The 311-nt window shown below is 67.8% G+C and carries 1 pseudogene; it reads left to right on the plus strand.

The annotated features are described in order from the left end of the window. Positions 1-17 precede the first annotated feature (17 nt). Positions 18-311, plus strand: a pseudogene (tssK, locus tag EN786_RS36925) (type VI secretion system baseplate subunit TssK); the annotation flags it as partial.

Genomic DNA, 311 nt, shown 5'->3' on the forward strand with positions numbered 1-311 from the left:
ACACCAGCGCCTGACCGGTGCTGGTCGCCTTGCCGCTCGAGCCTGCTGGCGGTGTCGGCTTCGATCCGGCGCACGCCGCCGCCTCGGGAGCCCGATATCATGGACGCATCGTTTCGGTGCGTGACGCCGTCCAGGGCGGTTCGGATCCCGAAGAAATCGAGATCGCCCGTCCACAGGCACTGCTGCTTGCCCCTGGCAAGTCTGTCGGTGGCTACACGGCCTTGCCGATAGCCGACGTCAAAGGGGTTCGCGCCGATGGCGGCATCTCGCTCGACGAGACCTTCCTGCCGCCGACGCTGGTTACCGGCGCG

The organism is Mesorhizobium sp. M4B.F.Ca.ET.143.01.1.1 (assembly GCF_004792275.1).
GTDB classification, from domain to species: domain Bacteria; phylum Pseudomonadota; class Alphaproteobacteria; order Rhizobiales; family Rhizobiaceae; genus Mesorhizobium; species Mesorhizobium abyssinicae.